The sequence below is a fragment of the Vibrio nitrifigilis genome (genome assembly GCF_015686695.1).
Classification (GTDB): Bacteria; Pseudomonadota; Gammaproteobacteria; order Enterobacterales; family Vibrionaceae; genus Vibrio; species Vibrio nitrifigilis.
In genome coordinates this window covers 1,678,838-1,704,217 of record NZ_JADPMR010000004.1, presented here as the reverse complement: position 1 = coordinate 1,704,217, position 25,380 = coordinate 1,678,838, and the positions used below count along the sequence as shown (strand labels likewise).

Below are 25,380 nucleotides of genomic sequence, written 5' to 3'. Positions count from 1 at the left end.
TTATTTCTCGTTTTCACCACAATAAAAAACGGCTAAACCAAGTATGGTTTAGCCGTGGGAAAAATTTGGAATAAATTAGGAATCTAGCGGTTTACGCTTGTGTCCAAACGTCGGCAACGATGTCGTTGATCAAACGGATTTTCGCCCATTGGTCTTCAACGGTAAGTTTGTTGCCTTCTTCAGTTGAAGCAAAACCACATTGTGGGCTCAAGCATAGGTTTTCTAGTGGTACATACTCTTGAGCTTCTTTGATACGCGCTTTGATCACTTCTTTATCTTCTAATTCAGGGAATTTTGAAGTCACAAGACCAAGCACGATCTGGCTGCCGTTGTTTTGCCAATGACTAAGCGGTTCGAAATCTCCCGCACGATCATTATCATACTCTAGGAAGTAACCGTCGTAGTTAGTGTCAAACAGCTCTTTTGCAATTGGGCCATAACCGCCAGAGAACAACCAAGATGAGGCGTGGTTACCACGACAGATATGAGTAGTGATCACCATATCATCTGGTTTACCTTCCAAGGCACCATTAATGATATCGGTACATGCCTGCGCAATCGCTTGAACGTCGATGCCTTTTTCAGCAAGCTCTTCGCGTTTCGTTGCATCGGCCATAAATGCCCAGTTGGTGTCATCAAACTGTAGATAACGACAACCCGCAGCGTAATAAGCTTTTACAGCATCACGATAGGTTTGTGCTAGATCTTGGTAGAAATCATCACGATTTGGGTAGATTTCATCAATTTTAGACGAACCGTCGTTCGCCAGAATTTCTTGGCGCAGAATCATTGTGGGCGCAGGGATGGTTGCTTTTGCGCTGAATGTTTCGTCTGTTTCTGCCACTTTTTTTAGAAAATCAAAGTGACCCAAGAATGGGTGATCTGCATTGAAAGAAACACGGTCAATCACACGAATATTGTAAGAAGGCGCTGCTTTACCATGGAATTTTTGGTTGTAACCTTGGTTTGGTACAAAGCCTTCTACACCATTTAGGTTTTCTAGGAAATCAATATGCCAGAAGCCGCGACGGAATTCACCATCGGTAATCACTTTCAGACCCGCTGCTTTTTGCTGCTCAACAAGTTCGGTAATCGCACGGTTTTCAACCTCAGTCAGATCGCCTTGAGAAATCTTACCCGCTTTAAAATCAGCACGAGCTTGATGTAAATAATCGGGACGTAGGTAACTACCTACAACATCTGAACGGAATGGAGGACGAATTGCCATTGTGATTACCTCTGTATTACTATTATCGTATGATTATGAGCCCATACTAATGGATGGCTAGATGGCTGTTAATGTTATTTTATTCATATTGAACATGAAAAATATTCAAATTCATCATTAATATTGGTCATATTCTTATAATCGAAATAAGTAATGTATCAAATACTCTTCGGCTCCTGTGCTGCGTATCACTCTCCCTTACTATTTTACTAACCAATATAAAGGCTCACCATACACCTCGACAAAGTAGTCGATCACTGCTCGTACATTTAAAGATGGATGACGAGCATAAGGATAGATAGCCGCAATATGCTGAGGCTCGGTATGAACCGCAGTATGGTAATCGGATAACAAGCGCACTAATTGACCTGTTTGCAGATACTCACTGATTAACCAATCAGGGAACAGCACGACGCCCATCCCTTGCAGTGCGCAGCTGACCAACGTTTCCGCGTTGTTCGAAGCAAGTAATGGGGTGACCTCGTACTGCTGCCACTCTTGCCCATGTTGACGAAATAGCCAACGATTCTGACCAGACGAACCTTTATAAACAAGGCTCTTATGCTTGTTTAATTCTTTAGGGTCGGTAGGAATACCATGCTTTTCAATGTAGCTTGGTGCAGCCGCCAGATAGTAATGCTGAGTGCCAAACACTCGCGCATGAAATGATGAATCACTGAGTGTCCCAATCCGAAAAAGCACATCCGCGGCATCTTTATGTGGATCAATAAAATCATCCGTTTGAATCAATTCAATCGTCAGTTGTGGATAACGATCTGCCAATCCCGATAACCACGGCGCAATGTGTTTTTGTCCAAAGTAAACAGGGGCATTAATACGGACTAACCCTGTTGGCTCCTCTTGGCGTTCGAGCAGTTCTTTTTGCGCTTCTCCGAGTTGCTCAAGGACATTGCGCGCATAATTAACAAATAAGCGCCCTGCTTCCGTAGGCATAACCGCACGCGTATTGCGATAGAAGAGCTGTTGGCCTAATGAATCTTCGAGTTGTTTGATGATCCTCGACACCATAGAGGCAGAAACCCCTTCACGCCTCGCTACGATAGAGAAGCTCTGAGAATCAAACACCCCAATAAAAAACTGTAAGGAGCGGACATTAACCGCACTGATATTCTGCATTTATGCAATTCCTGCAAAAGTGATTACCGAATTATAACGTTTTTTAACATTATTCCCTAATGTACTCTCCACCCCTGCAATTTTGGAGCGAACAAACCATGCAATTATTATTGATTTTACTCGTAGTGCTTGGGGGAATGAGTTTGTCAGTCGAAGCTGGCTTACTTGGACCACTGGGTGCGGAAGTGGGTGGCTTATGGGCCACATTAAGTATTTTTGGTGTCGGTGCCGCACTGACGTTTCTTTTGATGTTATTTTTCAGCCCACGCAACAGCCCCTCTTTTTTTGAACAACCAGGCTGGACACTCATTGGTGGCGTTCTCGGTCCTATATACGTGGTTATTTTGACCTTTGCGACCCCAAGTATTGGTATCGCGCTGACTATGGTCGGTATTTTAGCAGGACAAATATTTAAGAGCCTTATCATCGACCATTATGGTTGGTTTGGTGTACCGCATCGTGAAGTGGATAAAAAACGTATTATCGCGCTGCTCTTTATTATCGCTGCACTGATTTTAATGGCTGAGGGGTAATCATCATGACCATTCTTATGATTTTATTAGCCGTTATTGGCGGCGCCGTGCTAAGTATTCAAGCTGCGTGTAATGGGCAATTAGGTAGCAAGGTTGGGGTATTTCGTAGTGCCTTTTTAACCTTTTCAGTTGGCGCAATTGTTACCGCTTTGCTCATTTTCTTTTTTGAACCTAAGCAAGCACTCACTCTATTTGATGTGCCGAAATGGCAATTACTTGGTGCGTTATGTGGCGTGCCGTACATCTTAATCATGGTGTTCGCGGTGCAACGTATCGGAACCGCTGTAGCGACTGTGGCTGTTATTTTTGGTCAGCTTGCAATGAGCATGCTCATTGATAACTTTGGTTGGCTGGGCAACGATACTATTCCATTCTCTACAACTCGTTTAGCCGCTGTTGCCTGTTTGGGCATCGCCCTCTTCTTTATTCATTCAAGCAATAAAAAAGAGTAATAGCACTTCATAAACACCAGTCTTTTCTATTGCTCCCCCGATACCGTTAGGTATCGGGGGAGCACAATTATTGACTAGCATATATAATCAAAAAACCAAGAAATTATCTATTGATACGATACATCATATAGAGATGAGCAACCGATTAACTATTCACTTATTACCGTGATGGCGTATAAATGGGGCTGGGGAATTGTGCGACCTTATCCCCCAAGTCGACAATTTTCGCAGAACCTTGCTCCGCTACTTGGTCAATACGTAAAATGCTGTGCAATGGAACATAGGTTCTTTCAACACCAGCAAACTCGGCTTTTAATCGTTCATGACTGGGGTCAACCACAATAGAGGAATGGTTGTCCCACACAAAATCTGCCAATTCAACAAACCCAAATAGATTACTCGTCACAACTTCACGAACATACACTTCGTAACGCTGACCCGCTTGAATGAAAGACACTTTATATAACTGATTTTTTTGACTCATAGTACACTCTCTTACCTGTACCTAATACATCTCACCATTACATTTCAAAGAGTTATATATCTAAACTCCCTTTTTCTCTATCTACTGATGATATTGGGGTGAACGGTGAAAATTCAAGCAGATCCATACTATAACCAAACGGAATACCGAATCTTGTTGCAACAGACCCATTTATCATTATGATGGGCGTTTAGATGGCTATACGTCTTATTTTGGGGAGAACATCATGAAAGGATTTAAAACTGTTGGGCACATCTGCTTAACACTCATCTTAACCGCTGGACTGAGCGCCTGTGGCGATAAAGAGAGCAAAGAAATCAAAGTGGGAGCGACCGTGGGTCCTCACGCTCAAGTGGTTGAAGCCGTCGCTAAAGAAGCGGCAAAACAAGGCTTAAAAGTCACTGTGGTTAAATTTAACGATTATGTGACGCCAGATGCCGCACTGGCTGATGGCAGTATTGATTTAAACAGCTATCAACACTTGCCATTCTTACAAAACTACAATGCAAACCACGACTCTAACTTAGTGTCTATCGGTCAATCTATTTTAATGCGTATGGGCATCTACTCACGTAAGGTGTCATCACTCAGTGAACTGCCAGACAATGCTCGTATCGCGATCCCTAACGATCCAACCAACGAAGGTCGCGGCTTATTGCTTTTACAAAGTGCAAAACTGATTCGTTTAAAAACAGGTGTGGGCTACAACGCAACCATCAACGATGTTATTGATAATCCAAAACATATTGAATTTATTGAAATTGATGCAGCCCAGTTGCCGCGCACTCTTGATGATGTTGATGCTGCTGCTATCACTATGAATTACGTGATGTCTTCCGGTTTAGACCCAAAGAAAGTAGGCATCTATCTAGAACCTAAAGATGCACCACTGGCTGTTATGGTTGTCGCTGCTCGCGCTAAAGACAAAGATAATGCAGACTACAAAAAGTTCATGAAGATTTTTCAATCTGAAGAAACCAAAGCCTTCTTAGACAAAACCTTTAAAGGCACGATTGAGCCAGCTTTCTAGATACTACAGTTAATTGCTCAAAACTTTTTTACGCTCTTCACCTGAAGGGCGTTTTTTTTACAATGCCGATGAAGCTAAATACTCTATTAATGGGACAAATTTAAAGAAGACAACGTCAGTTGGCATATTCTACTCGAATGAAAAATATGCGGATTTATACCTATCGCGTTGAAAGAGAATGCCATTCCTTCCGTAACAGAGCTTGACCTCGACTCGTTGATGACGCTTTGAGTCCTACATCTTGAGGGAATTTGGATATATTTGCATTACTGAATACACAACTTAGACGTGCTGTTTCTTTAAATAAAGAGAAATAGCACGATATTATTCTGTATTTATATGTTTTGTACTAGTACAGGGCATCAATAATAGCTGAGAATGAGTTCCCCGTTAGAATTTATTTTATCATTCACCGTGTGCATTATAACGCTCACATGGTCATATTATTTACCCTACTTAAAACAAAAACTTATTAATCGATTAAAAACAAGATGACAAATATATAGATAGTTCTATGTTGATAAACAACATTTCTATTTAAATCAGTGAAATTTGGTAGATTACCTATTAGAAAATATCGATATTTTATGATTAATTCCCTTTAACATCGTGATATCTATACTTATAGCCTATTGTCTTTACTACTTTTTTTAACACGAAAAATAAAATCACACGGATACCATCAGGTGAAAGATAACTAAGGATTCATCACTGTTTAAATGAGGAAAAAGGGAAATGTTATAAAAAATATTACTAAGAAATGATTTAGTAATAATGGGAAGAATATTAAGACAAAAAAAAGCTCGATAAATAGGCTACCGAGCTGTGTATAAATTTCGTTTCACAATATACGCATTCATATTCTTATTAATTTCTTGGTTAGTCAATTAATTTAATATCAAAAAACTGTCTTAATATTGAGAACAACGTCATTAGTTCTCAATTTCAATAATAAACCATCTTGACAAGTATATAATAAATAATAATTGCATATCATTCTCACACGAACTATATCGGTGTTGATATAAATAATAACTATAAAATTAAAGAGTATTCTTAATCTGGAAATATTGCACTAGGGATTATGTAACGGCACAAATAAATGCATCCTCATAGTAGATGAGAATAATTTTTATTTAACGGTATTACCATATCATTAACACATTAAAGCGCTTTAGCTTTACGAATGATTTAAACACTGCACCACATCTTGAATATAGGGGTCTTCTATGCACCATGATTGCAACGTACTATAAAGCTGCATCACATAATCAGTGTTAGTACCGATTGATCCCTCCGCTAATGCAATAACGCTAGATGCAGACTCAGGGCTTTCGTCTGGGACATGGTCGGGATGAGCGACATTACTAACAAACACAATAGCCTGAATGGTCTCTCCAGATGTCAACTTAACACTCTCCCAACGGGGCAAGTATAAACCGGTGATCATTTCTCGCGTCCAAATCACTTTAAGCTCATCAACTAATTGATCATCATCTGCTAGTCGAAAAGCCATGCCTTGTGTTTCACCACCATGATCCAAAGATAACATTCGTCCGGGGTGTTGTTGACTTGCTCGACCTGAGATCAATTTCAGATTAAATCGACGCTGCCACCCTTTTAAGGTGCCCTTGCGCATTTCTTCAATGGTAATTAATGGATTCCACATCAAGGAACCATAAGCAAACACCCAAACAGGTTGATTGGATTCACGTTGGGCTAATGTGTCAACCAGTGACTGGTAAATACTATTTTTATCCCAAACCATCCCTGCTGGTAGCGTGTTGGCATGTTCTTCATAAAAATGACCACTAACCATATCCTTTCTTGACAGCACTGTTATTCCCTCCGTTCAAACGTGATTGCTCGTATTTTTCGCGTGATTCTTCTTTACATACCTTCGCTAAATAACCACTCCTTCCGTTACTGAGCTTGACCTATGTTGGTTGATAACGCCCTAAGTTCCACATTTTGAGGTCATTAGAGTATATGTATTCAATTGTATACTTAAATAGTTTTAACATACTGATTGTTTGGTAGGAATAAAAAAACAGCGACATCACGTCGCTGTTTGATTCATGGTGTTCAATCACATCACTTATGGCCCGTTAACGGCATAGTGAGATGTTAACCGCCGAACTCTCTATGGATTGGGAATAAGCAGCTTTGACACTTGCATCGCATTATGTAGATAGAAATCAGAGGCATCTTTTGGCAACAAATAGCCTTGCTGCACAAGCTGGTTTGCACTTTTGGCGACTTGGTGCTGGTAATCTCTTCTGCCTTCATACAACGTTGCCAAAGAAGCGCGGCTATCGTGCGGATTTTTAATGTTGTCGTTCGCAGCTAAAGGAACACTAGAACCGAACCAATCACAAGCCTCACCTAAAGCATGTCCAGCTTTACGATAATTCCACCCCATATATGTTGCTAAAGGAACAGCAACTTCCGGTGTTAAAATACCACTGGTTTCGTTACCATTTTTATCAACGGCGGGAACACGAAGTTGGTATGCTTTATCTGTATGAATATGAGGAATTGCACCTTCATAATCTGTTAGATACACCCGGTTCAGCTCTCCAGAGTATGGCACTTTCAACGATACCGTCTTTTTACTATCTGGCTGGTACACTGTTAACTGGCTTAAATCAGGCATCGCTAATTGGCTAGGTAACACTGCTGTACCTTTATCGATTCGAGGATAAGAGGATGGCGGAGGAGAGATACCTTTTGCTACCCAAGCAATCATTGAGTGCATCAGCGCTCGATCAACCGTATTTTGATCGATACTACTGTCGGGCAAGGCACAGGTTTTATTCCAAGATGAAAATGGCGGGAATCCTGTCGTTACCCCAACGCTCCCTGTATGCTGAGCACCTGCAACCATGTAGTAACGTACATTCTCAGGTAACACTAAGTCTTTCCCGTCACCATCAGTTGTGACTAAAGAAGCCCCTGCTCCCCACCATTCAAACGAACCATCTAACTGAATCACTTTAGGGCAAGTGTGGGTAGCTTGACACTGTTTTAATATGCCGTCGGTTTTGCCACTTACAGGATCTGTAAATACGTTATATGCAAATGGGAAATCAAACCCACGCATAAAGTGATCTTCATGAGCACGAGACCAACGTCCAGGTTGAGAAAATGCATAATTTAACCAAATACGGCGGCCCCCAGGGACAATCGGCATTAACCCCTCAAAAACCTTTTTACCATCCAAACTGCGGTTAAATCCCTGATACAAGAAACCACGCAAGTAACGTCCTGACTGGGAAATCCCCTCACCAATCGCTATATCAAAGTTCTGGCTTTTATCACAATGGTCACTGACACACTGTGCTTGTTTTAGCTCGTTAAGAGGGTTGGCATTTCCCTTCGCATCAGACTTTTGCTCGCGAAGGAAAGTAATCAAATCACGTACGGCTGCAAACCCAACCCCATTAACCTGCGGATCTTTCGCTCGATATTCAAAACTGTATATCGTGCCTTGATCAGGAGAGACTTTCTTACCATTTGGTCCAGGCACAGTTTCTGGCCGTTTAAAATCAACTGAGTAGCTCCCATCTTGGTTAGTAACGTAATGCCATTGGGAAACTTCCACAGAGGGAGCTTGATAACTTTGCGCACTATGATTATTGCGGCCATATTCTGTTTGCCAAGACTGGCGAGCCGTCAATTTTGCGCGCTCAGTATCTTTTGGATTCGCAGGAGGATAAGACAATTTAATCGTCTTTTTCCCAACCATATCTGGGATGTACTCCTCGCGACTCATTCCCGTAATTGCACTCCCATCTGAATGACGTGCAATTGGGAAATCGGTACCTAGTGGTGCACTAGGGTCAAGACTGCTGTGTCCATTGAGCGGTAAATCTCCCTGCCAACCACTCCAAACGATGGTATACCCTTGCTCTAACCATGATGGAAATGTCCCATTAGGTGCTTCACCTTTACCCAATTCCCCCCCACCGATAAAGGTATATTTACCAAGCTTTCCGCCGCGATTAGCCACTTCATAGATTAATGCACGTTTCGCATGCTGCATATTTTGCGGAACAAGCAGAACCACATCAGTTTTATATTCGACATAGCCCTCTTTATTCACCGGAGCATTCTTGAGGTAAACAATATTGCTATTTTCCGCAGCATTTGGGTCGAGTTCACCATGAACAATACCTTTAACGACTCGATAAGCTGTTTTACCACCTTGTGGAACATTCCCGTTAAATGCTGGGGAATCGGAGACAATTTCGAAATTTTGAATGAGTCCAGCAGGGTGAGGAGCACCATTACCTGCCAAAGCAGGCGCAGAGCATATTGCAGAGCCAAAGGCCAATGAATTCAATACCGTTGATTTAGAAAATAGTGCTTGAAGATGATGAAGAGAATATAGCGTTCGGTCGGAAAGACTATTCGACATAGATATCGAATACGTTGAGAATCCCATCTCGTATACTCCTTATATTTAGATGTTCGTCAAAAGACATGTTTATGCTGAATAACACTGACTAGCGAGTATTGTTATTCAAAACATAGCTGTGTGATTTTGAACAAATCAGACTAACAGAATTTCACCATGAATTGATATAAATATTTATAAGTCATTGAAGGAGAATAGCATTACTTGCATTATTCGACCTGGTCTCGATTCGTTGATGAATATGCAAAGGCCAACTTTCTATTAATACCAATCAGCCATACACATACTCGGGGGTGAGCAAAATGAGAGAGGGGTTGATAATGAGATGAGAAGCTAATAGAACCCTAACTGATGAGTTCTACTAGCATTAATTACATCCTTTTTAATGGCTTGACCACGCTATCAAGGCCTTCAATTTTTAGCGCCAAGCACAATTTAAGTAATTCACCCAACTCTCCTTCAGGGAAGCCTTTTTTGTCAAACCATAACAAATAAGCCTCGGGTAAATCGATCAAACAACGCCCGGCATATTTACCGAAAGGCATTTTCATTCTCGCCAATTTAAGGATGTTTTCTTTTTCTAACATGTGTTACCTAGTGAATTTGAGCAGTTAACCGAGCTAATATCCTCGGTCAAACATTCGGATTACGCATGCACGTAATCATTCACCCACTCCAAAATATCAATCAAATCATGATCCGGCATATCTAACAGCCGATCACCGACGTACCATTCAATAAAGCATTGATCTGGCTGTGGTGCATTTTGTGGGTGCCCTAACCAGATACCTTTCGTTTGCGCTAATTTATCCCGCAAAACGTTAGCTTTTTCAACCGATACAGCTAAATACCAATGGAACATATTGCTCTGAGGAACAGCAGGATTCAACGTAAAATCAGGGTAATCATGAAAAATTTGATATACATGTTCGGTTCGCTCAAAGAGCTCTTCGATTCTCGCGATACGCTCATCAAACTGCATTGCAGCCGCTACAACATAAGGCGTACGATGATAAACATTACCACCTTGTCTGCGCATCCACATACGAGCTTTTTCTATCAAAGCACTATCGCCTAATAGTACCGAACCACCTAAGCCATTGACGCCTTTATATAAAGATACATAAACGGAATCAAAACCCTGTGTGATTTCTGAATAAGCTTTATTGTAATAAGGCCCAGCCTCCCACAAACGAGCACCATCCATATGTAGATGAATACCATGCTGATGGCAATAACGTTTCACTTGCTCTAGCTCTTGCCATGATGGTAACTGGCCACCCAATTCACGCATTGGTAATTCATAAACAGCAGCGGCAATGTTGTCAGGCCACTGCTTTAAATCTTCGACATTCCATGGGCGATAACGATCGCCTACAGGCAACACATTAAAGCGGTTCTGCAGTTGAAAACCTTGCCCTTCGTGTCGAGTAATATGCGAGGTATCGTGTAAAGCCACGTTGTGGCAATGCTTCTCTTGACACGCCATCTCTAGGACTGTCGCTTGAGTCATGGTGCCTGTAATCACAAACAACGCAGATTCAAAACCCAGCAACGTCGCTAGCTTCTGCTCAAACTGCTGTATGGTTTTTCCCTCTCCATAGCTGTCGTGATCGGCGCTATTGTTCGAACACCATTCTGCCATCTGCGCAAAAAGTTCCGCAGGGCTTAATTCGTGGTTTCCAGAAAGAAAAGTGTGGCAGTTTTTGCGTAAATCTGTCGCCATCTTCAATATCCAATGTAGTAGTGTGTTCTCCATTATTGCCGTACCAAACGGCAATAATGCTGGTAAAATTATCCGTCTCAGGATAGATATTCATTTAATCATTGCGGTTTTTTAGCCCATTTACTACTAACAAACCTGCAAACTTAGTCTGGTCAATTTTCTGTTAACCATAGCTCATTGGCGTATAGGTTGTTACTATACGCGCGCTTATACTTGACTTAATTAATAAGATATTGGTTTTAACCTCAATAAATCAAGTAAAAATCAATCACTTCTAATATTGAAACAAAAGACGTACATGAAAAAATCCCTTATTTCACCGCTGGCGAAACAACTTTTTACCATGACTTGGCCGATGCTTTTCGGCGTTCTCTCGTTGATGAGTTTTCAACTTGTAGATAGTGCATTTATCGGCCAACTCGGTGTATTACCTTTGGCGGTACAAGGATTTACGATGCCAATGCAAATGGTCATTATCGGCCTTCAAGTCGGGCTAGGCATCGCAACCACAGCCGTTATAGCCAAAGCCATAGGTGCAGGAAAAGAAGATTATGCAAAACGCCTTGGTGGATTAGTTATCGTCATGGGCGGTGGAGGTGTCGCTCTTTTTGGTGTTCTTATCTATGCACTTCGCCATGTGATTCTCGCTTTACTTGGCGCGCCTGACACGGTAATTCCAATCATCGATAGCTATTGGATTTGGTGGTTGTGTAGTGCATGGATTGGAGCGATGCTGTATTTTTTATACAGCCTATGCCGCGCCCATGGCAATACGATGCTACCGGGCTCTATGATGATGGTCACGAGCCTATTAAATATGGTCTTAGATCCTCTGTTCATTTTTACTTTTGACCTTGGAATCAATGGCGCAGCCATCGCAACGAGTATCGCCTTTGCTATTGGCATTTTGGTTGTCGCTCCACGAGTGGCTAAACGTCATTGGATGCGCTTCGATTGGCATGATCTCGATATAAAGAAGAGCGTACTCAATATTGCCCATATCATGGGACCAGCAATGCTTAGTCAATTATTGCCTCCACTCTCTTCGATGTTAGCGACCAAGTTACTTGCGACCTATGGCACAGCAGCAGTTGCAGCATGGGCACTAGGTTCTCGCTTCGAATTCTTTTCGATTGTTGCTGTTCTAGCACTTACGATGTCACTGCCACCGATGGTTGGCCGCATGTTAGGAGCAAACAATCTCTCTCAAATACGTTCGCTTGTGAATATAGCGATCAAGTTTATTTTTATTTCACAACTGGTTATTGCTGCATTGGCTTACCTACTTGCCACACCATTAACTCAGTTAATGACTTCTGAACCAGAGGTGCGCCACATCTTGTACTGCCACCTTACCGTTGTGCCTTTTAGTCTAGGATTATTAGGCATTTGCATGTTAATGGTCTCGGTGTCGAATGCGTTAGGAAAATCGTATGTTGCTCTGACCATTTCAGCACTGCGATTGTTCGCTTTTTTCTTACCCTGTTTATGGCTAGGAGCCCAATGGGGTGGTTTACCCGGCTTATTCATGGGAGCCTTGTGTGGCAATATTCTAGCGGGTATCACCGCTTATTTTCTGTATAAAAAAGCACTGGGCAAAGTGGAAATGCAATTAGCTTAGTCATCAGCTCCTCAAACGCTCGCCTAGGCGAGCGTTTCTGTTTTATACCTTTCCCAAAAATTAAAAAGCTAATCGTGCACGTCTTCAAGAAATATAAATTCCACACTTTAAAATATGAAATTTATATTCCAATCACAAATCTAGCAGCGTATTGTTGTCTCACAAGGCTTTTACTTTTGAGAGGAAGATATGAATTCAATACCAATTCCAGATATGGATACGCTCGTAAAACAAGAACAAGAAGCACGCTTTTCCAGTTTTTCTTTTGCCGATGCTTGGTCTTTAGGCAACATCTTGTATCAAAAAGCGCTAGAAAGAAAAGCACCTGTTGCTCTTGAAATCTATGCATTTAACCAAGTTCTTTTTCAAGTATCTCTACCGGAATCCGCTCCCGATAATCTAGAGTGGATGCGTCGTAAACGTAATACCGTTCTGCGTATGACACATTCCTCATTATTAGTTGGTCAGAGTAATGACAAAATGGGCGCTCGAATGGAACAACAAAACTTCATTAATCAAGCGGAATACTGCGATCATGGCGGGAGCTTTCCACTGCGTCTTACCTCAGGAGCAGTGATTGGTGCAGTGAGTGCAAGTGGATTACCATCACATGAAGATCATGCGTTGGTGTTTGACTCTATCAACACATTTTTGCATCAATAAAACGAAAAAAGGTTTAACCCTCGGGCTAAACCTTTTGTTATTTATTCAAAGCAACACTGTCTAACAATTAACGGTTACGACGAGCTTCAACAGCATTTGCTAACTGACGAAGCATTTTCTCGGTATCACCCCAACCAATACATGCATCAGTAATAGATTGACCGTAAGTCAACTCTGCGCCTGCTTCAAGATCCTGACGACCTTCCACAAGGTGAGATTCTACCATTACACCGAAGATAGCATTTTCACCCGCTTCGATTTGATCACACACATCTTGAGCAACAACCATTTGGCGTTGGTACTGTTTAGAACTGTTAGCATGACTGAAATCGATCATTACTTTTTGTGGCATACCGATTTCTTCAAGTTTTTGTTTCACTTGAGCGACATGTTCAGCACTGTAGTTTGGCTCTTTACCACCACGTAAGATGATGTGGCAGTATGGGTTACCGTTTGTTTGTACAATCGCTGAATGACCGTACTTAGTCACAGATAAGAAGTGGTGTGAAGATTCTGCAGAGCGAATCGCGTCCGCTGCAATCTTGATGTTACCGTCAGTACCGTTTTTAAAACCAACAGGACAAGATAGGCCAGATGCTAGCTCACGGTGAACTTGTGATTCAGTTGTGCGCGCACCAATTGCCCCCCAACTAATTAAGTCAGCCAAGTATTGAGGCGTGATCATATCGAGGAATTCACTCGCGGTTGGAATTCCCATATCAGTAAGATCAAGCAACAGTTTGCGGCCAATACGAACACCATCATTAATTTCGTAAGTGTCATTGAGGTATGGGTCGTTAATTAAACCTTTCCAACCTACAGTCGTACGTGGTTTTTCAAAGTAAACACGCATCACGATTTCAAGACGATCACCTAACTCATCACGCAGCGATTTAAGACGTTTACCGTACTCTAGAGCGGCTTCAGTGTCATGAATTGAACATGGACCGATGATCACAACTAAGCGGTCATCTTTTCCTTCCAAGATATTGTGGATTGCTTCTCTAGCATTAAAAGTGGTTGAAGCAGCAATATCAGTTGCTGGGAATTTTTCCAGCACCGCAATTGGCGGTAATAATTCTTTAATTTGTTTAATTTTCACATCATCGTTCTGATACATTGCTTACTTCGTCCTGTTGTGCGCTACGAATTATCGTTCGTTAGGTATTAATCTCTTTTTGCAGTTGTGCTGCAGTCCCTGTAAGTTATCGGGTCTTTCAATCTAGCGCAAGCACTTTTTAAAATAAAAGGCAACATTTAGCCTTTCTTTACAAATAATCCAATGTGTAAAATAATATATACACACTAAAAAATAGAATACCAAAGAAAAAGTAAGCCAAATAAATATTTGATTAATATAAAATAAATTCCAATAACATTACTAAAATCAAGTTTATACACCCCCCCTAAATTCCATGTTCGTCGTGGTCAGGTAAACAGCCTAAGACACCTGATAAAGAAAAAATTAATTGCATAGCATCACAAAAAATTATGTTTCAACAAGGAATTGATACGTTAATTTGAGTAATAACACACATTTTGTTCAGCATAAATAGGAATCTTTGCATAACGTTTATCGATTGCGTGCGCATTATCTTAATGAAAGATCACATACAATTTACTTGATATCTACCCAAGTAACTTATAAATACTTAGGTATACAACCCATTAACAGAGCAAGGTGACACCTATGATGCGCTATGTCACTCAGTGGTTAGATAAAGACCCTGATCCAAAAACTCGTGAAGAGCTGCAGTTTCTTATCGACGAACAGATGACTGCAGAATTGGAAGACCGTTTTCAAACTCGTCTTCAATTTGGTACCGCTGGTTTGCGCGGTAAAGTGGGCTGTGGTCCAAACAGAATGAATCGCTTAGTCATTCAAGAGACATCGGCGGGCTTAGCGAATTATTTGATTCAGCAAATCGCTGATGCAAAACAGCGCGGAGTGGTCATCGGTTATGATGGCCGACCAGATTCTCAACAGTTTGCTTATGATGCAGCCCAAGTGCTAACCGCTCACGGTATAAAAGTCTATTTAACCTATAAAGTAGCACCAACGCCTGTTGTTGCATTTGGTGTTAAGCATTTTCATTCAGCAGCAGCCATTGTTGTTACTGCAAGTCACAATCCTCCTGAATATAATGGCTTTAAAGTTTATTGGGAAAATGGCGCGCAGATTATTGCACCTCATGATACTGGCATTGCGGTCAGTATCGATGAAGCAGCAAAACACGATGTGACGATGCTGTCATTAGAAACAGCTGAACAACAAGGCTTACTTGTTTGGTTGAAAGAAGACTATTACCAAACTTATCGTGCTGCTATTAATAGCCAGCCCATCTTGCAGCAATCTAATGAACCTGAACAGCTTTCACTGGCTTATACTGCTATGCACGGCGTAGGTGCAGAGATGGCGGAAGCACTCTTGAAAGATGCGGGATTCACCAAGGTTTATAGTGTTCCAGAACAACGCGAACCCGATGGTACTTTTCCAACCGTTAACTTCCCTAATCCAGAAGAAGCGGGCGCAATGGATAAAGTGATGGCATTAGCATCTAAACACAATGCTGATTTGGCCTGCGCCAATGATCCAGATGCGGACCGATTTGCCGCTGCTGCTCGTAAATCGGATGGCAGTTATCAAATGCTGACTGGTGACCAAGTAGGAACATTATTAGGTAACTACCTATTAAAACAAGCGAGCCCAACACAACCTTTAGTCGGAAATACCATTGTATCTTCGAGTTTACTGAGCAAAATTGCCGAGCATTATAGTGCGCAATATTACCAAACCCTAACCGGATTCAAATGGCTCACTAATGTCGCAATGCAGACCGAAACAGAGCAACATCCATTCATGTTTGCCTATGAAGAAGCGTTGGGTTACACCATTGGTAATACGGTATGGGATAAAGACGGTTTATCGACTCTGGTCGCTTTCGCACAACTGGCTTCACAACTCAAGCAACAAGGTAAAAGTGTTTGGGATGAACTGGCTGATATCTATCACCAACATGGTTTATATGTCACGGCTCAGCGCAGTATTGCTTTAGATCCATCCGCCCCACCAGTCGGTGATGAATTACGCCAAACTCCTCCAATGGAGATTGCGGGTCGCAAAGTATTAATAACCGAAGATTACAAACTGTGTGAGCGGCAATTTGCCAATGGCGACAAAGAATTAATCGCTCTGCCGGCAAGTGATGTGTTGGTTTACCATTTAGAGGGAGGTGCACGTGTGATTGTTCGCCCTTCCGGCACCGAACCTAAACTCAAGTGTTACTACGAGGTTGTCGGTGAATTCAGCGCTGACGCTGATTTTGCAACAGCACAACAACACGCCGATGAACAGATGGCGATGCTAATTACCGAACACCAACATAGTTTGGTATAGTTTTCTCCCTTAAACTAACGCCTCCGTTATGGGGGCGTTTTTATTTCCATCGATGCCAAGGACGACAATGACATCAGAACATAATCTTGCTGCGCACAATCCATCAAAAGCCCAGCTTTTTTGGCAAGGCGCATTAGCCATTCTTCCTTTAAGTATCGCCGTTGTTCCTTGGGGGCTACTAGCAGGATCTTATGCAATGGATTCTGGGCTCTCTCCTTTTCAAAGCCAAACGCTTTCTGCCGTACTTTATGCTGGAGCCGCTCAACTCGTTGCAACCGGTATGCTCAAAAGTGGGGTGGGCATTATTACGATGCTTTTAACCACCTTTTTTATCACTTCTCGCCACTTACTTTACAGCGTATCGATGCGCGATAAAATTAGCCCTTTACCAACTCGGTGGCGTTTACTGCTCGGTTTTTTGCTAACCGATGAGCTATTTGCTATCTGTGGCCAACAAAGCACGCGACAATTTAACCGTTGGTATGCTTTAGGCGCAGGTTTGAGCTTCTATTTAGTCTGGAATATTGCTTCTTTAGTTGGGATTATTGCTGGCCAATATATCCCTAATTTAAATTCGTTAGGACTCGACTTTGCAGTCGCAGCCACTTTCATTGCGATTGTCGTACCCAACACAAAAAGCCTCCCTATTTTTGTGTCCGTTTTAGTGGCTTTAGTGCTATCGGTACTGCTTACTGCCTATCAAGTCCCAGGCAGCCTAATGATTGCCAGTTTATTCGCCATGATCGCAGGATATTACTGTGAAAACCTCGTGGGAGGTAAATCATTATGAACACGGTATATATTCTACTGATGGCGGCATTAGTATTCGCAAGCCGGTACCTATTTTTAGAGCCCAAGCTACCAATCAAACTCGGCACTAAATTACAACGACTGCTCTCCTACTCTAGCCCCGCTGTGCTCACCGCAATTTGGGCACCTATTGTTTTTACCCACAAAAATCAATTGTGGTTAAGCCCCACGAACCCTTACCTATGGGCAGCGATTCTAGCCGCGCTCATTGCATGGAAAACCAAGAATATTTTGCTAACAACCATCGTTAGTATGGCGGTTTTTTTGCTATTGAACTTGTGGGTTTTGGCATAACCAAAAAATAAGGCAGGACGTTAATTACTGTTCATTGCGAAACATAAATAACTTACGGATACAGCGCCTTATCCGTAAGTTATCATCTTGTCATAGACACATCATGAAAAGGAATGACTATTCATTCCGTTATTAACCTTAACCTGTACTCGTTGATGAAGCGCTTCATCACGCATCTTTAGGTCATTTGGGCATATTAGAGCGGGGGCGTTACTCTGCCACCCATTCGATCTCGAATAAGGTCTTATCGCCCGCTTTAAGGCGTCCTAGGAAGATATCTCCTGGCTGAACTTCACCAACACCTTTCGGTGTTCCTGTCATGACGATATCACCGTCTTCTAAGGTTGTGTATGATTTGATTTCATCGAGAATAGCGGCGGGTTTATACATCATTTGTTCGACGCCACCACTTTGCATTCGTACACAATTAATCAATAGTTCTAAATTTAGCGTACTGATATCAATACCTTGCAATGGCACAAACTTACTTAAAACCGCTGATCCAGTAAACGCTTTTGCTCGTTCCCAAGGAAGTCCTTTCTCTTTGAGTTTCGATTGTAGTTTTCGCTTGGTTAGATCTAACCCAAGACCGACAGCATGAAACTGCCCACCTTTAGTCATAAAGCAAATTTCTGTCTCGTAGTGCAGCGTTTCTTCATGTGTAGCATGCAAAGTTCGACTGATAGCACTGTTGGGTTTGTGAAACACCACCATTTGGTCAGGCACAGCGTTATTAAGTTCTTGGATATGTTCGACGTAGTTACGGCCTACACAGACAATTTTGGAAGGTTCGATCGATTGATCATTTAATTTAACGGCATTCATAGCTCTTCCCTGAACAACATTTGAATGCCAAGTGTAACTTATTGCTATAAATCAACAAGTCAAACTGGTCACGATCTACACAAGCAATACCTGATTTTCAACGTAGCATGCCTATACTTTCAAATCAGTGCCTTGCCTAAGAGCAAAACCATTCTCGGTAAATCAGTGTGTTTTATTCAATTTTATGAATGACTTTTTCACATAACTTTTTCAGCAATACCATTTCTTCAACGTCGAGGTGAAACTTGCACATCATCTCCTGGGGTACTTCTAATGCTTGACCACGTAACGCGATCCCTGCATCTGTCAGATAAAGTTCTCGAACCCGTTCATCAATCTGGCTACGGCGTCGCTCCACTAATTCTTTTTTCTCCAGGCGCTTAAGGAGAGGCGTAAGCGTTCCAGAGTCCAAATGTAATTTCTCGCCTAATGTTTTTACGCTGATGCCATTTGATTGCCATAAAACCATCATGACTAAATATTGCGCGTAGGTCAGATCTAGCTTATCTAATAGTGGACGATAAGAACGGACTACGGCATTCGCAGCACTGTACAAAGGGAAGCAAAGTTGGTTTTCCAACAATAACAATTCGTCAGTACTCATCTCTGATGGCGATGACGTTTCGGGGTTATGGCAATGACTCATTTTCACTCACTCACAATTATATTGCGCACAATATACTTGCATTCTAGATAAAGATCGATATATAGTTGTTCGAAATTAGATTGCACACAACTTAAATTTTGGAGAAAAATCATGGCAAACCTATATACAACTAAAGCAACTGCTCTTGCTGGACGTAACGGTCAAGTCGCAACGGATGACGGCCTACTCTCTGTAAGCCTTGCATATCCAAAAGAAATGGGCGGCAACGGCAATGCGACTAACCCTGAACAACTATTTGCAGCAGGATACTCTGCATGTTTTTCAAACGCTATTTTGCACGTCGCTCGCGAAGCCAAAATTGCGTTGAAATCAGCTCCAGTTACAGCAGAAGTTGGAATTGGGGCAAATGCACAAGGCGGATTTGAATTAACCGTAAGCCTTGCAGCGCAGTTAGACTTACCCGATGAACAAGCTATCGAACTTGTAAAAACGGCTCATCAAGTTTGCCCATATTCAAACGCAACACGTGGCAATATTGATGTAAAAGTATCGGCAAATGGTAAATCACTTGCATAATCAATCACCAAGTGGATGAAAGCTCGCCTCGGCGAGCTTTTTTTATACACCCTCAACAAAAACAACATCTAAACGTCAAGAACAAGTAATTAAACCGTCATTTGTTACCTCTAATTTTGAGCTTACCAAACGTTAGGGCATTGAAGCTCATCTACTCTTAATAAGGTAATAAAATGAAAAAAGCAGTTCTCGCCAGCGCCGTATTCGCAGCACTCGTTTCTGGTTCAACTCTGGCAGCAACAGTCTATAAAGCAGATGGTACTGAATTAAAAATTGGCGGTCGCGTTGAGTTCCGTGGTGACTTCAATGCAACCGACAAAGGTGTAGAAATTGACGGCACAATGAAAGATAAAACCCGTGCTCGTTTAAATATCCAAGGTAAAACAGAAATTTCTGAAGGCCTTACAGGCTTTGCTCGCTACGAAGATGAACAAGCTGCCGGTGATTCCGAATTGACTCAACGCTATATGTTTGCTGGCCTTGACTTTGACGGACAAGCCATCTCTTTCGGTGCGCAAGACATGGCAGCAGTTCAGGTATCTAGCTTCACTGATATTGGTCAGTTCACTGGATTACAAAAGTACTTAGATGCGTCGGCTGACCATACAACCGGAGTGGTTGCATACCGTGGTAACTTCAATGACGCGTTGAACTTACAAGCGACTTATAAAGCCAATTCTGAAGATGATGCAGACTCATATGGCCTTTCTGCCGTTTATAAACTCCCTATGGGAATAAAACTAGGTGCTGCATACTCTGCTGATGACAAACAAGTGTCCTCATCATCAAATGATGACGCCTACCAAGCTCTGTTTGGTTTAGGCTACTCAATGGATGCTCTATACTTGGGCGCAACCTATTCGTTCGGTGATACCGGTGAAGCTGATAACGAAGAATTCGACGTTATCGAGATTGCGGCACAATATAAATTGACAGACGAAGCGAAAATTCAAGCTATCTATGGCAAAACCACCAACAAACCCGATGGTTCTGCAGACGTAGATTACGATAATTTTGTTGAATTAGGCGGTTACTACAGCTTTAACGCTAATTTAACTTCCTATGTCGCTTACAAAATTAACTCTGGCGACAAAGTAACATCAGGAACCGAAACAACTCGTGATGACGAAGATACTATCCGCCTAGGTTTAAAATACGCGTTTTAAGTAACCTCTTCACTAAATTCTAATTACTGTCCTTATCAGGGCCTGATTATGTCAGGCCTTTTTTATCGTTTGACTCATCACTCTGAGATTACTTTTCTGCACCAATTTAAAACAAACCCTCACCATAAGTAAGCATATCCATTCAATTCAAAATCCACACAAAATACTTAACCAATTGAAAAATATGATTTTATTTTTTGGCACACTTAGTGCATTAATCTAATTACAAATGCAGGCAGCGTTTGTGCTTCTTTTCAGTGATATGGCAGAAATCACTGGTCACTTCATGTTCTTGACCTCCCTTTCGGGAGGTTTTTTTTTATCTATAAAATGAAGACTCCACTAACCAATACCTAGGGGTTATCACCTCAAATTATTCGAACATGTTCGTTTACCCAAAATATTGGTTCTCTCTAAAAACAAGAGTAATATTTAACCAGTTTTATATGTATACCCAAGTGACCTTAGAGGGCAACTAGGTTTGATTTTTATGACTGGAAATAGCAATGGATAACTCAACACGACCGATACATGGAGCTGCTTGGATGCTAACGGCTGGTTTAGCATTTGCAGTAGTAAATAGCGTGACACAAATCGCCAGTATTCGCTTTGGCCTTCCTTCCACTACCGTTGGACTCATTCAATATGGTATCGCGATAATCGTGATGATTCCTTACCTAAAATCACTCGGATTTCGTTCTTCGCTGCGCACATCTCATTTTGGTTTACACGTTTTCCGTGTGCTGCTAGCAGTAGTAGGTATCCAATTGTGGCTTTGGGCTCTCGCTTACCCCGTACCGATTTGGCAAGGAATTGCATTGTTAATGACCTCACCACTGTTTGCTACGGTTGGATCTGGCCTTATATTAAAAGAGAACGTCAGCTTAGCTCGTTGGGGAGCGACCATCACAGGCTTCATTGGGGCGATGATCATCTTAGAGCCTTGGTCAGATCACTTTAGTTGGGCGTCTTTATTACCCGTGGGGGCGGCATTTTTTTGGGCTTGCTATTCATTGATGGTGAAAAAGCTTTCACATGACGATTCCCCTTCCACTATGGTGATTTACCTATTGGTATTAATGACACCATTTAACCTAATTCTAGCGATTCCTGAGTGGCATTTACCAACGGGAGGAACCATCTGGCTATTATTAATTGCAGCAGGGATATTAACAGCGATAGCACAATGGGCCATTGTAAAGGCTTACTCTGTCGCCGACGCCTCTTTCGTACAACCCTTCGACCATGCCAAATTGCCGATGAATGTGATCGCTGGCTGGGTCGTTTTTGGTTGGGTACCACCCGGTCGACTTTGGCTTGGAGCACTGATTATTATCATGTCAGTCGCATTTATTACCCAATGGGAAAATCGCCAAACGCATGTACACCCCAAAGCCGCTTGATGCTCACTAGATAAATAAAAACCTTGCTTAAAAAGCAAGGTTTTTATACCGAAACGACAGGGCAATTCTCGGTAAAAAATTAACGACGTTTGGGCTGATGGTAAGTTTTACCTGCCATTTGATACACGTCTTTTTGCTTCAAACTGAAGAACAAATCAAAGAACCAAGCAACAAATAGGATGACATCATCCCCTTCATTCATAATGTATTCTACGAACTCTTGTTCTACACCTTCATCATTTGTTTCGATCGTTTGGTGATAGATACGCTGCTCACCATCGACTTCCGCTAAGATGAATTGTCCAGATAGAGATTCTGCGGCTTCTGCAATTTCTGCATCATCGCTTTGCTTAAGTAATGAAAGTGCATTTGGCAGGTTACCCTGCTCGCATAAGCTTTGAATCAAAGCTTCCAGTTCTTTTTGTTGCATGGAAAATCCTCTATTAAATCGCGCTGATTATAGCCTGAATACACCGTGAACATATAGGTTGATTTTAGGTTAAGAGGCTTTTGCTGGCACAACGACAGACTGGTGAGTGGATTGATAAAATAGAATACTGCTCATCAATACACCAACGGCTAAATAAAAATACCCTAATGCGATTTGCTGATGAATCCAGTACTCGACTAAATAACCACCTAATAATGCCGCGCATCCCATCTGGATTGACCCAGACAATGCAGCAACCGCACCAGCCTGCTTTTTATGAGGAGAGAGCAGTAGCGTCGTTGCTAAAGGAAAGGACATGCCTTGAGCAACTGATAAAATTGTAAATGAACAGACCAATTGAAATACAGAGAAATGGCCAGCAATCAACGTAATACCCGCTAAAAAAATCATCGCAATCGAAATACGTAAAATACTAAATATTGGATAAAAACGGGTCAGTATGTTGACGGTTAAACTTCCCGCTAACAATCCCATAGAAGGAATAAACATCAAAGAACCATAGTCTGCAGCGGTCATACCTAATTGAACTTGCATCAGAAACGGCAATACAGAAAGTGTCACCATCGCCGAGGTATAACTGATCCAGTTATAACTGGCACTACTGATGACCTGTTTATTGCGCACTAAAGACCAATACCCCTGAACCACGGTTTTAGGTCGAAAGCGTTGCTTAGTATAAGGCAATGTTTCCGGTAGAATAAAAAACCCTAGGGTACCAATGAAACCGACGTACAAGAGTACAAAAATAAAGACCGAGTGCCATGTCAGTTGATACGCCAACCAACCACCAAGCACTGGCGCAATAATTGGGGTTATCGATGCCGTAATCGACATATAAGAAAGTGCTTTGGTTAAATGCGCTCCATCGTAACTATCACGCAGCACACTACGACCTAAAACAGAAGCACTCCCAGCACCTAAACCTTGCAACAATCGCCCTAGTTCTAGAGAACTTAACTGATCGGCAAAAAATACGCACATCAAAGTCCCTACGAGATACACGCCTTGACCAAGTAGAAAAACGGGACGACGCCCAATCGAATCAGATAATGGTCCGTAAAACAGCTGTGACCCACCAAAACCGAGTAAAAAGAGTGTCACTACCATCTGCACTTGAGCTTGGCTTACTGATAAATCAGCACTAATTAGAGGAAGAGAAGGTAGATAGATACTTACACCCACTTGCCCTGTCGCAATGATCATCATGGCCAATAACAAGGGGGTTTTTCTAAAACGTTCAAAGTTTTCGCGTGTCATGCAGAATGAAATACTCTTTTGTATTCACCACAGATATCATTCCTAACTCTATAACAAACAACGTATATGAAGGATGGCGGGTGGCAAGTTAGTCAAACAACGAACCTCCCCATTTTACGCAGGTTAATGGCCAAACAGGGTAGGTCTTTCAGGCTGGCTATAGTATATTGACGCCTTGAATTTGATAATCTCCGTTTTAGGAAATTGATTAGTTCCTTTAAGGAATAACTGGGAGTTGCCATGGACTGGTTACAAAGTGCAAGTACTTACATTCGAGTAGTGGAAGAAGGCAGCTTCAACGGAGCAGCACGTAAACTAGACACAACCAGTTCAGCGGTTAGTAAACGAATCCATTGGCTTGAAGACCGAATCGGAGTGCAACTGCTAAAGCGAACAACACGGTCAGTGACTCAAACAGAGGCGGGAGTCCTTTTTTACGAGCGCGCGAAGGCCCAGTTAGAAAGTTGGCAATCAGTAGTGGATGAAACTCGTTCCGTTAACTTAAATCCTGCTGGCTTACTTAAAATAGGCGCAACACTAGCGGTTGGATCTAAGTTTTTAATGCAATACCTCGACGGCTTTTTAAAGCGCTATCCAGATATTCGAATTCAACTGATCACGACAACACCAGGCCAGTTACCTGAGCTACACCTTGATCTATTTATCAGCCGTGAAATTGAACAACTCAATTCGTTAAGTTTTAAAGCTTCGCCACTCTTCATTCACAGTGCTGGGTTTTATGCTTCCCCTCTCTATTTAGCTGAACATGGCACGCCAACCACACTGCAAGAATTAACCAAACATAATGTGCTCTGCTGGGGAGAACAACCTCACCGAGAAGTAAAAGATATGCATGGGAAACGGGTCACTTTATCAGGCAACTTTGCCACGACCAACCCAGAAGCGCTATATCATGCAGGGAAAAGTGGCTTAGGGATTATCGTAACGAATGACGTGATGCTCAAGGAGGAAATATTCAAGGGTAATCTCGTTCGAATCTTGCCTGATGTGGTGCTCGATCAAGCCACAGTATTTGCCTATTATCCTAAGCTTGATTACCAGCACACCCGCACACAGCTGTTCTTAGATTATCTACGTGAACAATTGGCTCGCCGCTAACGTTAAATCTACGCCCAAACAAAGTGTGACGCAAATCACACTTAGCTCAATTGTGAACATTTGCCGACCTCTTATATCCTCCTGAAAACTTTTTGTTTTACACCATTACATCTCTTACTGAGACGGTCATCTACTGGCAATAAAACAATATATTAACCATAGTTAATACATCATATATGCA

The 25,380-nt window shown here is 42.0% G+C and carries 24 protein-coding genes; 12 read left to right on the top strand and 12 right to left on the bottom strand.

The window, feature by feature from the left end; translation table 11 throughout:
• Positions 1-91: 91 nt before the first annotated feature.
• Positions 92-1,228: a 5-methyltetrahydropteroyltriglutamate--homocysteine S-methyltransferase gene (locus tag I1A42_RS23870; protein WP_161158574.1), complete on the bottom strand. Its 1,137-nt coding sequence runs from the start codon at positions 1,226-1,228 to the stop codon at positions 92-94.
• A 201-nt stretch (positions 1,229-1,429) separates the two neighbouring features.
• On the bottom strand, positions 1,430-2,365 hold the full coding sequence (locus I1A42_RS23865) for a LysR family transcriptional regulator (RefSeq protein ID WP_196125466.1): 936 nt from the start codon (positions 2,363-2,365) through the stop codon (positions 1,430-1,432).
• 98 nt (positions 2,366-2,463) lie between these two features.
• Between I1A42_RS23865 and I1A42_RS23860 the strand changes: the two genes are divergently transcribed.
• The gene (locus I1A42_RS23860) at positions 2,464-2,898 is read left to right on the top strand and encodes a DMT family transporter (protein ID WP_196125464.1); all 435 of its coding nucleotides are present in this window, start codon (positions 2,464-2,466) and stop codon (positions 2,896-2,898) included.
• Positions 2,899-2,903: 5 nt separating this feature from the next.
• Positions 2,904-3,350, top strand: a complete 447-nt coding sequence (locus tag I1A42_RS23855; RefSeq protein ID WP_161158577.1) for a DMT family transporter — start codon at positions 2,904-2,906, stop codon at positions 3,348-3,350.
• A 160-nt stretch (positions 3,351-3,510) separates the two neighbouring features.
• Here I1A42_RS23855 and I1A42_RS23850 read toward each other — a convergent pair whose 3' ends face one another.
• A complete protein-coding gene (locus I1A42_RS23850; RefSeq protein WP_161158578.1) occupies positions 3,511-3,834 on the bottom strand; it encodes a DUF1820 family protein in 324 nt (107 codons plus the stop codon).
• A gap of 226 nt (positions 3,835-4,060) precedes the next feature.
• On the opposite strand from I1A42_RS23850, the gene I1A42_RS23845 reads away from it, so the two are divergent.
• Positions 4,061-4,864 carry a MetQ/NlpA family ABC transporter substrate-binding protein gene (locus I1A42_RS23845; RefSeq protein WP_161158579.1) on the top strand — a complete coding sequence of 268 codons (804 nt, stop codon included), beginning with the start codon at positions 4,061-4,063 and terminating at the stop codon, positions 4,862-4,864.
• 1,180 nt (positions 4,865-6,044) lie between these two features.
• On the opposite strand, the gene I1A42_RS23840 is transcribed toward I1A42_RS23845, so the two are convergent.
• The 4 genes from I1A42_RS23840 to I1A42_RS23825 form a co-directional block, all read right to left on the bottom strand.
• Positions 6,045-6,701 carry a gamma-glutamylcyclotransferase gene (locus I1A42_RS23840; protein ID WP_161157913.1) on the bottom strand — a complete coding sequence of 219 codons (657 nt, stop codon included), beginning with the start codon at positions 6,699-6,701 and terminating at the stop codon, positions 6,045-6,047.
• Positions 6,702-7,007: 306 nt separating this feature from the next.
• Positions 7,008-9,311, bottom strand: a complete 2,304-nt coding sequence (locus I1A42_RS23835) for an alpha/beta hydrolase domain-containing protein (protein ID WP_196125462.1) — start codon at positions 9,309-9,311, stop codon at positions 7,008-7,010.
• Positions 9,312-9,655: 344 nt separating this feature from the next.
• Positions 9,656-9,871, bottom strand: coding sequence for a DUF3820 family protein (locus tag I1A42_RS23830; protein ID WP_161157915.1), 216 nt, complete (start codon positions 9,869-9,871; stop codon positions 9,656-9,658).
• A 59-nt stretch (positions 9,872-9,930) separates the two neighbouring features.
• Entirely contained in the window at positions 9,931-11,010 is a 1,080-nt protein-coding gene (locus I1A42_RS23825; protein WP_196125460.1) for a threonine aldolase family protein, read from the bottom strand.
• A gap of 298 nt (positions 11,011-11,308) precedes the next feature.
• On the opposite strand from I1A42_RS23825, the gene I1A42_RS23820 reads away from it, so the two are divergent.
• Entirely contained in the window at positions 11,309-12,631 is a 1,323-nt protein-coding gene (locus I1A42_RS23820) for an MATE family efflux transporter (RefSeq protein WP_196125458.1), read from the top strand.
• Positions 12,632-12,820: 189 nt separating this feature from the next.
• Entirely contained in the window at positions 12,821-13,294 is a 474-nt protein-coding gene (locus I1A42_RS23815) for a heme-degrading domain-containing protein (protein WP_196125456.1), read from the top strand.
• A 67-nt stretch (positions 13,295-13,361) separates the two neighbouring features.
• On the opposite strand, the gene aroG is transcribed toward I1A42_RS23815, so the two are convergent.
• A complete protein-coding gene (gene aroG, locus I1A42_RS23810; protein WP_196125454.1) occupies positions 13,362-14,414 on the bottom strand; it encodes a 3-deoxy-7-phosphoheptulonate synthase AroG in 1,053 nt (350 codons plus the stop codon).
• Positions 14,415-14,984: 570 nt separating this feature from the next.
• Here aroG and I1A42_RS23805 point away from each other — a divergent pair.
• The 3 genes from I1A42_RS23805 (at position 14,985) to I1A42_RS23795 (ending at position 17,795) form a co-directional block, all read left to right on the top strand.
• Positions 14,985-16,691: a phospho-sugar mutase gene (locus I1A42_RS23805; RefSeq protein WP_196125452.1), complete on the top strand. Its 1,707-nt coding sequence runs from the start codon at positions 14,985-14,987 to the stop codon at positions 16,689-16,691.
• A 67-nt stretch (positions 16,692-16,758) separates the two neighbouring features.
• A complete protein-coding gene (locus I1A42_RS23800; protein WP_196125450.1) occupies positions 16,759-17,481 on the top strand; it encodes an AzlC family ABC transporter permease in 723 nt (240 codons plus the stop codon).
• The gene (locus I1A42_RS23795; RefSeq protein WP_196125448.1) at positions 17,478-17,795 is read left to right on the top strand and encodes an AzlD domain-containing protein; all 318 of its coding nucleotides are present in this window, start codon (positions 17,478-17,480) and stop codon (positions 17,793-17,795) included. The genes I1A42_RS23800 and I1A42_RS23795 overlap by 4 nt, the downstream gene beginning before the upstream one ends.
• Before the next feature lie 210 nt (positions 17,796-18,005).
• Here I1A42_RS23795 and I1A42_RS23790 read toward each other — a convergent pair whose 3' ends face one another.
• Together I1A42_RS23790 and I1A42_RS23785 are read right to left on the bottom strand one after the other, a co-directional pair.
• Complete coding sequence (locus tag I1A42_RS23790) at positions 18,006-18,620, bottom strand: fumarylacetoacetate hydrolase family protein (protein ID WP_161157921.1); 615 nt, start codon at positions 18,618-18,620, stop codon at positions 18,006-18,008.
• A gap of 172 nt (positions 18,621-18,792) precedes the next feature.
• A complete protein-coding gene (locus I1A42_RS23785; RefSeq protein WP_196125446.1) occupies positions 18,793-19,266 on the bottom strand; it encodes a MarR family winged helix-turn-helix transcriptional regulator in 474 nt (157 codons plus the stop codon).
• Between the two features lie 111 nt (positions 19,267-19,377).
• Between I1A42_RS23785 and I1A42_RS23780 the strand changes: the two genes are divergently transcribed.
• From I1A42_RS23780 to I1A42_RS23770, 3 genes are all read left to right on the top strand, one after another.
• Positions 19,378-19,803, top strand: coding sequence for an organic hydroperoxide resistance protein (locus I1A42_RS23780; RefSeq protein WP_196125444.1), 426 nt, complete (start codon positions 19,378-19,380; stop codon positions 19,801-19,803).
• A gap of 173 nt (positions 19,804-19,976) precedes the next feature.
• On the top strand, positions 19,977-20,969 hold the full coding sequence (locus I1A42_RS23775; protein WP_196125442.1) for a porin: 993 nt from the start codon (positions 19,977-19,979) through the stop codon (positions 20,967-20,969).
• Between the two features lie 506 nt (positions 20,970-21,475).
• On the top strand, positions 21,476-22,372 hold the full coding sequence (locus I1A42_RS23770; RefSeq protein WP_196125440.1) for a DMT family transporter: 897 nt from the start codon (positions 21,476-21,478) through the stop codon (positions 22,370-22,372).
• A gap of 79 nt (positions 22,373-22,451) precedes the next feature.
• Here the strand turns inward: I1A42_RS23770 and I1A42_RS23765 are convergent, their stop codons facing one another.
• Both I1A42_RS23765 and I1A42_RS23760 read right to left on the bottom strand, forming a co-directional pair.
• On the bottom strand, positions 22,452-22,802 hold the full coding sequence (locus tag I1A42_RS23765; protein ID WP_196125439.1) for a hypothetical protein: 351 nt from the start codon (positions 22,800-22,802) through the stop codon (positions 22,452-22,454).
• Between the two features lie 69 nt (positions 22,803-22,871).
• On the bottom strand, positions 22,872-24,080 hold the full coding sequence (locus I1A42_RS23760; RefSeq protein ID WP_196125437.1) for a multidrug effflux MFS transporter: 1,209 nt from the start codon (positions 24,078-24,080) through the stop codon (positions 22,872-22,874).
• Between the two features lie 240 nt (positions 24,081-24,320).
• Here I1A42_RS23760 and I1A42_RS23755 point away from each other — a divergent pair, with 240 nt between their 5' ends.
• On the top strand, positions 24,321-25,199 hold the full coding sequence (locus I1A42_RS23755; RefSeq protein WP_161157928.1) for a LysR family transcriptional regulator: 879 nt from the start codon (positions 24,321-24,323) through the stop codon (positions 25,197-25,199).
• Positions 25,200-25,380: the final 181 nt, after the last annotated feature.

What these genes read in the sequence shown, in the direction of transcription:
- I1A42_RS23870 (WP_161158574.1), bottom strand. Translation starts at nt 1,228, where the DNA reads ATGGCAATTCGTCCTCCATTCCGTTCAGATGTTGTAGGTAGTTACCTA.
- I1A42_RS23865 (WP_196125466.1), bottom strand. Translation starts at nt 2,365, where the DNA reads ATGCAGAATATCAGTGCGGTTAATGTCCGCTCCTTACAGTTTTTTATT.
- I1A42_RS23860 (WP_196125464.1), top strand. Translation starts at nt 2,464, where the DNA reads ATGCAATTATTATTGATTTTACTCGTAGTGCTTGGGGGAATGAGTTTG.
- I1A42_RS23855 (WP_161158577.1), top strand. Translation starts at nt 2,904, where the DNA reads ATGACCATTCTTATGATTTTATTAGCCGTTATTGGCGGCGCCGTGCTA.
- I1A42_RS23850 (WP_161158578.1), bottom strand. Translation starts at nt 3,834, where the DNA reads ATGAGTCAAAAAAATCAGTTATATAAAGTGTCTTTCATTCAAGCGGGT.
- I1A42_RS23845 (WP_161158579.1), top strand. Translation starts at nt 4,061, where the DNA reads ATGAAAGGATTTAAAACTGTTGGGCACATCTGCTTAACACTCATCTTA.
- I1A42_RS23835 (WP_196125462.1), bottom strand. Translation starts at nt 9,311, where the DNA reads ATGGGATTCTCAACGTATTCGATATCTATGTCGAATAGTCTTTCCGAC.
- I1A42_RS23830 (WP_161157915.1), bottom strand. Translation starts at nt 9,871, where the DNA reads ATGTTAGAAAAAGAAAACATCCTTAAATTGGCGAGAATGAAAATGCCT.
- I1A42_RS23825 (WP_196125460.1), bottom strand. Translation starts at nt 11,010, where the DNA reads ATGGCGACAGATTTACGCAAAAACTGCCACACTTTTCTTTCTGGAAAC.
- I1A42_RS23820 (WP_196125458.1), top strand. Translation starts at nt 11,309, where the DNA reads ATGAAAAAATCCCTTATTTCACCGCTGGCGAAACAACTTTTTACCATG.
- I1A42_RS23815 (WP_196125456.1), top strand. Translation starts at nt 12,821, where the DNA reads ATGAATTCAATACCAATTCCAGATATGGATACGCTCGTAAAACAAGAA.
- aroG (WP_196125454.1), bottom strand. Translation starts at nt 14,414, where the DNA reads ATGTATCAGAACGATGATGTGAAAATTAAACAAATTAAAGAATTATTA.
- I1A42_RS23805 (WP_196125452.1), top strand. Translation starts at nt 14,985, where the DNA reads ATGATGCGCTATGTCACTCAGTGGTTAGATAAAGACCCTGATCCAAAA.
- I1A42_RS23800 (WP_196125450.1), top strand. Translation starts at nt 16,759, where the DNA reads ATGACATCAGAACATAATCTTGCTGCGCACAATCCATCAAAAGCCCAG.
- I1A42_RS23795 (WP_196125448.1), top strand. Translation starts at nt 17,478, where the DNA reads ATGAACACGGTATATATTCTACTGATGGCGGCATTAGTATTCGCAAGC.
- I1A42_RS23790 (WP_161157921.1), bottom strand. Translation starts at nt 18,620, where the DNA reads ATGAATGCCGTTAAATTAAATGATCAATCGATCGAACCTTCCAAAATT.
- I1A42_RS23785 (WP_196125446.1), bottom strand. Translation starts at nt 19,266, where the DNA reads ATGAGTCATTGCCATAACCCCGAAACGTCATCGCCATCAGAGATGAGT.
- I1A42_RS23780 (WP_196125444.1), top strand. Translation starts at nt 19,378, where the DNA reads ATGGCAAACCTATATACAACTAAAGCAACTGCTCTTGCTGGACGTAAC.
- I1A42_RS23775 (WP_196125442.1), top strand. Translation starts at nt 19,977, where the DNA reads ATGAAAAAAGCAGTTCTCGCCAGCGCCGTATTCGCAGCACTCGTTTCT.
- I1A42_RS23770 (WP_196125440.1), top strand. Translation starts at nt 21,476, where the DNA reads ATGGATAACTCAACACGACCGATACATGGAGCTGCTTGGATGCTAACG.
- I1A42_RS23765 (WP_196125439.1), bottom strand. Translation starts at nt 22,802, where the DNA reads ATGCAACAAAAAGAACTGGAAGCTTTGATTCAAAGCTTATGCGAGCAG.
- I1A42_RS23760 (WP_196125437.1), bottom strand. Translation starts at nt 24,080, where the DNA reads ATGACACGCGAAAACTTTGAACGTTTTAGAAAAACCCCCTTGTTATTG.
- I1A42_RS23755 (WP_161157928.1), top strand. Translation starts at nt 24,321, where the DNA reads ATGGACTGGTTACAAAGTGCAAGTACTTACATTCGAGTAGTGGAAGAA.